Annotated in this window: 7 protein-coding genes; 4 read left to right on the top strand and 3 right to left on the bottom strand. The window is 62.0% G+C overall.

Annotation, left to right across the window (positions count from 1 at the left end):
* The coding region (locus tag ACFFAR_RS18605) for an aldo/keto reductase (protein ID WP_375508247.1) at positions 1-835 on the top strand (835 nt) is incomplete at its 5' end.
* Here ACFFAR_RS18605 and ACFFAR_RS18600 read toward each other — a convergent pair.
* Both ACFFAR_RS18600 and ACFFAR_RS18595 read right to left on the bottom strand, forming a co-directional pair.
* Positions 832-1,359, bottom strand: coding sequence for a GNAT family N-acetyltransferase (locus ACFFAR_RS18600; RefSeq protein ID WP_174365536.1), 528 nt, complete (start codon positions 1,357-1,359; stop codon positions 832-834). The genes ACFFAR_RS18605 and ACFFAR_RS18600 overlap by 4 nt on opposite strands.
* A gap of 69 nt (positions 1,360-1,428) precedes the next feature.
* Positions 1,429-2,295: a glucose 1-dehydrogenase gene (locus ACFFAR_RS18595; protein WP_375508246.1), complete on the bottom strand. Its 867-nt coding sequence runs from the start codon at positions 2,293-2,295 to the stop codon at positions 1,429-1,431.
* Positions 2,296-2,472: 177 nt separating this feature from the next.
* Between ACFFAR_RS18595 and ACFFAR_RS18590 the strand changes: the two genes are divergently transcribed.
* A complete protein-coding gene (locus ACFFAR_RS18590; protein ID WP_375508245.1) occupies positions 2,473-3,657 on the top strand; it encodes a 4-hydroxybenzoate 3-monooxygenase in 1,185 nt (394 codons plus the stop codon).
* An 18-nt stretch (positions 3,658-3,675) separates the two neighbouring features.
* Here ACFFAR_RS18590 and ACFFAR_RS18585 read toward each other — a convergent pair whose 3' ends face one another.
* Complete coding sequence (locus ACFFAR_RS18585; protein ID WP_174364611.1) at positions 3,676-6,012, bottom strand: amylo-alpha-1,6-glucosidase; 2,337 nt, start codon at positions 6,010-6,012, stop codon at positions 3,676-3,678.
* A 183-nt stretch (positions 6,013-6,195) separates the two neighbouring features.
* Here ACFFAR_RS18585 and ACFFAR_RS18580 point away from each other — a divergent pair, with 183 nt between their 5' ends.
* On the top strand, positions 6,196-7,017 hold the full coding sequence (locus ACFFAR_RS18580; RefSeq protein WP_174364610.1) for a TSUP family transporter: 822 nt from the start codon (positions 6,196-6,198) through the stop codon (positions 7,015-7,017).
* A 293-nt stretch (positions 7,018-7,310) separates the two neighbouring features.
* Positions 7,311-7,910: alkaline phosphatase family protein (locus tag ACFFAR_RS18575; RefSeq protein ID WP_375508244.1), on the top strand; the 600-nt coding region annotated here is incomplete at its 3' end.

Below are 7,910 nucleotides of genomic sequence, written 5' to 3'. Positions count from 1 at the left end.
GGGTCAGGCGCTGAAAAATCTGAAAGTGCCACGCGAGAACGTCGTGGTCGCGACCAAGATCCACGGCGAAACCGGCACGAAGGGCGTCAATTCGCGCGGCGCGTCGCGCTTTCATATCATCGATGGCGTGAAGGCAAGCCTGAAGCGCCTGCAACTGGATCATATCGATTTGTACCAGTTGCATGGTTTCGATCCCGCCACGCCCATGGAAGAAGCGCTGCGCGCGCTCGACACGCTCGTGCAGCATGGTCACGTGCGGTATGTCGGCGTATCCAACTGGGCGGCCTGGCAGATTGCGAAGGCGCTGGGGATTTCGGAGCGGCTCGGGCTTGCACGCTTCGAATCCCTGCAGGCTTATTACACGATCGCCGGGCGCGACCTCGAGCGAGAAATCGTGCCTATGCTGAAGAGCGAAAACGTCGGGCTGATGGTCTGGAGTCCGCTTGCGGGCGGCCTGCTGAGCGGCAAATACAAGCGCGACGGCAGTTCCAGCGAGCAAGGGCGCCGCACGAACTTCCAGTTCCCGCCGGTGAACATGGAGCGTGCGCACGATTGCATCGACGCCATGGCGAAAATGGCCGAAGCCAAGGGCGTGACGATCGCGCAAATTGCGCTCGCGTGGCTGCTGCACCAGAAAGTGGTGACCACGGTGATCGTGGGAGCGAAGCGGATCGAGCAACTCGATGACAACATCGCCGCGACCAATGTCAAGCTGAATGACGACGAACTCGCCGCGCTCGATGAAGTCAGCCAACTCGCAAGCGAATATCCGGGCTGGATGCTGGCACGTACGGGCGAGTACCGGTTGAACCAGTTGAAGGAATCGAACGGTTAATCCTTCCGGGAAGGGTCGAACGGCAAGGTCATGAGCACCGAGTCGTGATACTTGCCGTCGACTTTCAATGCGCGCGGTTCACGCGCGTATTCCACGAATCCCGCCTTCCGATAAAGCCGCAACGCCGCCTCGTTGTCAGGCGAAACGGTCAACTGAATCTCCTCGACCACGCTGCGAGCATGGTCCAGCACGGCCTGAACCACGGCCGCGGCGAGACCCGTTCCGCGCGCCACCGGGCGCACGTACATGCCATAGAGCGTGCCCTTGTGCCTGACCTTCGCCCCATGCGGCACGATCAGGCCGGCGGTACCGTCCAGACTCTCCGTGTTCGCATCGTCACGTTGTAAAAACCCGCCGAACACGGCTGCATCCGTCAGCCGTTGCCCGAACCACGAAAGCGGTTTGTCCTTCTCGTCTTCGTACGCCGAACCGAAGCCATTAGGATGTCGCTCGAGGCCTTCCAGCCTGAGTTCTCGGTACGCGGCGGCATCGGCGGAGGTAAGACGACGGATCGTGAATGACATGGGCGTCCGGCTCGAGGAATGTGCGAACGCGCAGTGTCGCATGCACGCCTCGAGCTTTGAAGACGCACCTCAAATAATCGGCTTGCCGCCCGTCACGGCGATCGTCGCACCGGAAATATAGCTCCCTTCATCCGATGCCAGCAGCACATACGCCGCCGCCAGTTCGGCTGGTTGGCCAGGGCGCTTCATCGGCACTTGCGAGCCGAAGTTCTTGACCTTTTCGGGGTCCATCGTCGATGGAATCAGCGGCGTCCAGATCGGCCCTGGCGCCACGCCGTTCGCACGAATGCCTTTCTCGGCCAGCAACTGCGCAAGGCCGCCCGTGAAGTTCTGGATCGCACCCTTGGTCGTCGCGTACGCGATCAGGCCGGGATTCGGAGCGTCCGCGTTCACCGATGTCGTGTTCACGATCGAACTACCGGGCTGCATATGCGGCACGGCAGCCTTGGTGATCCGGAACATCGCGCCGATGTTCGTCGAGAACGTCTTGTCCCATTCTTCGTCGCTGATCTCCTCCAGGCTATCGTAGGTCATCTGGTAGGCGGCGTTGTTCACGAGGACATCGACACGCCCGAAGGTCTCGACCGTTTTCGCCACGAGCGCGCGGCAATGCGCGTAATCAGTGATGTCGCCGGGTAGCAGCAGCGACTTGCGCCCGGCTTCCTCGACCCATCGCGCGGTCTCTTTCGCGTCCTCGTCTTCGTCGAGGTAGGAGATTGCAATGTCTGCGCCTTCGCGCGCAAACGCAATCGCCACCGCCCGGCCAATGCCACTGTCGGCACCGGTAATCAACGCAATCTTGCCCGCGAGTTTGCCCGCGCCCTTGTAGCTCTTTTCACCGTGATCGGGCTGCGGGTCCATCGGCTGTGTGTGACCAGGCTGCTGGTTTTGCGGTTGTTCGGGGAACGGCGGTTTCGGGTACGAGATCAGGGCCATTTGCGTTGCTCCAGATAGGGTTGAAAGATGTTCAATCTCAGCAAGCACCGGACCCAGCTAAGCCCATGACCTTTATCGACTATCGGAATATTGTCTATCTGCGCTATCGCGTTGCGCGATATGGTGCACATCCGCAGACTCTCTCCACAATCAAAACAACGCATAACGGAGACAATCATGCGTACACAAGTCGGAATCGTCGGCGCGGGTCCTGCCGGCCTGCTGCTTTCTCACTTGCTGCATCTGCGCGGTATCGAATCGGTCGTCCTCGAAGCGCGCAACCGCAGTGACATTGAATCCACCATTCGCGCCGGCGTACTCGAACAAGGCACGATGGACCTGCTCAACGAAGCCGGACTCGGCGCGCGAATGCGAGCCGAAGGCGCGGTGCATCACGGCTTTGAACTCGCGTTCGAAGGGCAGCGCCGCCGCATTGCGCTGACCGAACTCACCGGGCATTCAATCACCGTCTATGCCCAGCACGAAGTGATCAAGGACCTGGTCGGCGCACGCGTGGCAGCGGACGGCGCGTTGAAATTCGGGGTATCGGGTGTGTCGTTGCATGATTTTGAATCAGCGGCAGGCACAAGCCGGCCTCGCATCAAATACTCACACGAAGGCGATGCACACGAGCTCGAGTGTGACTTCATCGTGGGTTGCGACGGGTCTCAGGGCGTTGCGCGTGGCTCGATGCCACAAGCGCAGCGGCACGATTACCAGCGCATCTATCCGTTCGGCTGGTTCGGAATCCTGGTGGAAGCGCCGCCCTCGTCGAACGAACTGATTTACGCGCGTCACGACCGTGGCTTTGCGCTGATCAGCACGCGTTCGCCGAGCGTGCAGCGCATGTATTTCCAGTGCGATCCCAAGGATTCAGCCGATGCCTGGTCGGACGACCGCATTTGGGCAGAACTTCACGCCCGTGTGGATACGCATGACGGCTGGCAAATTACGGAGGGCAGGATCTTCCAGAAGAATATTGTCGGCATGCGCAGCTTCGTCTCCACGCCGATGCAATCCGGCAAGCTCTTCCTGGCCGGAGACGCTGCGCACATCGTCCCGCCGACGGGCGCAAAAGGCATGAATCTCGCGGTTTCCGATGTCCGCGTGCTGACCGCCGCGTTGCGTGCCTTCTACGAAGAAGGCACGAGCGAGCAACTGGATCGTTACACGGAAACCGCGTTGAAACGCATCTGGCGCGCGGAGCATTTCTCGTGGTGGATGACCCGGATGCTGCACAAGCTCGACGACACCTCGCCGTTCGAGCAGCGCCTGCAAGTGGCCGAGCTGGAACATGTGACGACATCGCGCGCCGCCGCCACGGCGCTGGCCGAAAACTACGTCGGCAGCGTCGCGGTTTAAGCGCTGTACTTTGGCGATTTAGAGAACGGCGACCACGCGAACATCGCCTTCCACCGACGGCACGATCTGCCCGCCCACACGCCGGAAGGTGATCGATACGGTCTTTTCGCCGACACGCAACTCGCCGATCTCGAGCCAGTCGATACCATCCGGCAGTTGCGGCCGGTCGATACGCACTTCGCCTCGCTCGGCATCGATGGCGATTCCCAGGCACGCTTCGAGGATCATGAACGGCGAACCTGCCGCCCATGCTTGCGGCAGGCACGCAACCGGATAGCCGATAGGACGCTCGCCGCGTTGCCGCGTGAAACCGCAGAACAGCTCCGGCAGGCGCATGTCGAAGGTGACGGCGGATTCGAACAGCGCCTGCAGCAGGCGTACTGCGCCGCCGCGGTCGCCGTATCGAGCAAGTCCGCGAGCGCACATGGCGGTGTCGTGCGGCCAGACTGAACCGTTGTGATACGACATGGGGTTGAATCGCGGCTGGCCGGCAGCAAGCGTACGAACGCCCCAGCCCGTGTGGAACAAGGTCGATTCCAGTTGCCGCGCTACGGCCTCGCCCCGGCTGCGCTCGACCAGGTCAAACGCCAGCAAGTGCCCCGCGTTCGACGACAACACCTTGCACAGCTCGCCCTTGCCGTCGAGCGCAATGCCGTAGAACTCCGACTCAGGCATCCAGAACATCGTCTCCACGCGCTCACGAATGTGCTGTGCGCGTTTGTCGAAGGACGCCGCGTCATCCGGCATGCCGCGTTGCCGCGCGAAACGGGCCATGGTTGCAAATGCCGTCGATGCATAGCCCTGCACTTCGATGAGCGAAATCGGGCCGATCGGGAAGCTGCCGTCTGCGTGAAACACCGAGTCGTGACTGTCCTTCCAACCCTGGTTGGCGAGCCCGTGTTCCGTCGCGCGCTGGTAGCTCAGCAAGCCGTATTCGTTCTTGTCGCAATGACCTGCGATCCACTTTGCCGCCAGTTTCAGCGAAGGCCACAATTCGTCGATAAGCGCCGTATCGCCCGTTCGCTCCGCATAAGCCCCGGCCAACGCAACGAAGAGCGGCGTGCTGTCCACGCCGCCGTAATACATTGCAAATGGCACCTCGCCGGTCGCAGCCATTTCGCTGTTGCGGGTCTCGTGCATGATCTTGCCGATTTCGGCATCGCGAAAAGCCGAGTCCTCACGCGCCTGGTTGGCTGCGAGAAAGCGCAGCACGCCGCGCGCAAGCGACGGATCCAGCCACAACATCTGCAGCGACGTGATGATTGCGTCACGACCGAACGCGGTCGAGAACCATGGAATCCCCGCATACGGATACGGTCCCGTTTCGAGGTCGGTGGTAAGCAATCCCAGGTCGGCCAGCGACCGGTCGATCCACTCGCTGAAGAGCGGATTGCTCGAACGCACCCGCGCGACCGAGCGGCGTCTGTCGCGCATGCGCCTGTGAGCATCGACCAGTGCCTCGCGGATCGCCGGGCGCCCCGATTCCGGCGCGCATTCCGCACCTTCCTCGGCGATCTTCTTGCTTTCCGCGCTCGCATCGCTCAACGCATGCGTGAGCGCCGTTACCGACAGGTAAATTGACATGGCCGTTTCCGGCTGGATTCGCAACGCGTAATCGGCCCGGCTGACTGTCAGCGAATGCGGCGCGGGCGAGAACTGGATGCGCGCGGTCCGCTCGACTTCGTCGAGACCCGTGTAGCGAAGCACCACTTCTCCGTCTTCGATGCACGGCTCGCGCATTTCCCCGCGTTTGGGACGCGTGGAACCGCGGACCTCGAACATGTCGTGAAAGTCGGCCGCAAAGTCGATGGACAGCGGCACCGTCGCTGGTTCCGTGCCGTAATTGGTCAATACAATGGCTTCGTGCAGCACGTGCCGCGACAGCACGCGCCGGCGCTCGATGTGAAGCACCCCTTCCGGCGTGGTCGCACCACCGATGGGGGGCAGCGGCCGGTTGGTCATGTGCGCGGTAAAAACGGCGTTGTCGCTGGATACGCTCCCCGACAGCAACGACGGCGCGCGGCCGCCGAAGGTCAGGCGAAGCTGCGACAGCACGCGGGTATCGTTGACGAAGAGCCCGTCGTCGTTGCCGCGGATGTCTCCATTGGCGTCGTTCACGACGAACGTATTGCCTGCCTTGAGCACGAACTGACGCTCATTCGCATAATTCGAGTGTTCTGTTGCGATAAATGCGCCGTCAGTCACCGCGAGGGGCGTCGTGGGAGCAACTTCGCGCACACCGACCGTGCTGCGCACCGGATCGGGAAGGTCGTCATGCGCGGGGCTACGGCCAGCGGCAGCGGCCTTCTGGTCGTCAAGCGACTGATTTGCCTGCTGTTGTTCCTTCGTTTCCATTACACCTTCCTGAAAAAGAGTTGCCTGGACACTCGGCTTGCCCGGCCATATCGGCCACCGTTGGCGGATTGTACGGCCGGAGCCTGCGAATCAATTTGCCGGGACCGGAGGCGTGCACGCGGCGGACCCGCTATCATCGACCGTTTTTCGACCGACGCTCACCCAACCGGTTCTCCAAGCTGCATGTCTTTCCCACATATCGATCTACTTTATTCGGCTTCTGGCCTCGCCGTCGGCTTTCTGGTCGGACTTACCGGCGTTGGCGGCGGATCGCTGATGACCCCGCTGCTCGTGCTGCTGTTCGGCATTCATCCTGCCACGGCGGTCGGCACCGACTTGCTTTATGCAGCCGCGACCAAGTCCGCCGGCACGCTGGTCCATGGATTGAAAGGTTCCGTGGACTGGCGCATCACGGGACGGCTTGCGGCAGGAAGTATTCCCGCTGCTGCCATCACGCTGTTCCTGCTCCACCGGTACGGCCTGAACACGCCCGCAGCCGCGCGGGTCATCCAGCGAGTACTGGGTTACGCGCTCCTGATCACCGCCCTGTCGCTCGTGTTCCGCCCGCAACTCGCACGCTTTGCCTACAAGACCGGCATGGCCCGCGAAGCTCGCGGCGGTGACTCGGGCGCAGCGGGCCGCGAAAAGCGCACCATCGGCTGGACGGTACTGACGGGCGCCGTCCTCGGCGTGCTGGTGTCGATCACCTCCGTGGGCGCCGGCGCGATCGGCGTCACGGTGCTTTTGCTGCTTTACCCTCGCCTCGCCACGGCGCGAATCGTGGGCTCGGACATTGCGCACGCGGTGCCGCTCACGCTGATTGCCGGCACGGGTCACTGGCTGCTCGGCTCGGTTGACTGGTCGCTGCTGGTTTCCCTGCTGGTTGGCTCCCTGCCGGGCATCGTCATTGGCAGCCTGCTGTCTGCCCGAGCGCCCGAAGTCTTGCTGCGTAACGTCCTGGCCGCGACGCTCGTCCTGGTCGGCATGAAGCTCGTGTTCAGCTGAAAACCGGGTAGTTCGATCGATAGTAGTCGCGAGACGTGACGCTTTCCAGTCGGCCGAATGGCATATGAGCTATGAACGAGATCATTTTCGCTGTCGCGATCTCGTTTTCACGTCCTATGCCATTTGGCCGACTGTCGGAGATCGGCGGATACGTGCACGATTCAGGAGACGAAATGTGAGGAGCAGCGCGCCTGCGTTGCTTTGACTCTGAAAATTCGACACTATTCTTTCGCACGACCGAGCCGGGGCACCGCGAAGGTGCGCCCTGTCGAGAACCAAGAAGGAGCCTGTGCATGAGCCAGACTGACGATCCGCGTGACGAGCAACCCACTTCCGACCTGCCCCAGGATCCATTTCGCCGCCGCCTGCTGGTCGCTGGCATGGGCCTCGCCGGCCTGGGCGGATTGTCGCTGAGCGCCTGCGATCTCCTCGATTCCCGCACGGGCACGCCCAGGACCGCTGCCGATCTCGCGCTCGACCGCACGCTGCAGGCAAAAGTCCGGCATATCGTGGTGATTTACGCCGAGAATCGCAGTTTCAGCAATCTGTGGGGCAATTATCCGGGCGTGCAATATCCGCTCGAAGCCGTGCCCGCGTCTCGCTATGTGCAGCTCGACCGCGACGGACGCACGCCTATGCCGGTGCTGCCCAAAATCTGGGGTGGTCTCGTGCCGCAGGCGCAGGAAGTGGACGGCAAACGCTACATGATCTCGGAAAAGCAGTTCGACGGTATTGCCAACGGACCCTTTCATCTCGTCGATACCGAAGGCCAGCCGTTGCCCAACGGCGTCATCACGCGTGACCTCGTACATCGTTTCTATCAAAACCAGATGCAGATCAATGCCGGGCGCAACAACCAGTTCGCTGCCTGGGGTGATTCAGGTGGCCTGGTG

The sequence above is a fragment of the uncultured Caballeronia sp. genome (assembly GCF_964243625.1).
Lineage (GTDB): Bacteria > Pseudomonadota > Gammaproteobacteria > Burkholderiales > Burkholderiaceae > Caballeronia.
Note: the sequence above shows the minus strand (reverse complement) of the source record. Positions and strands in the feature narration are given on the sequence as shown.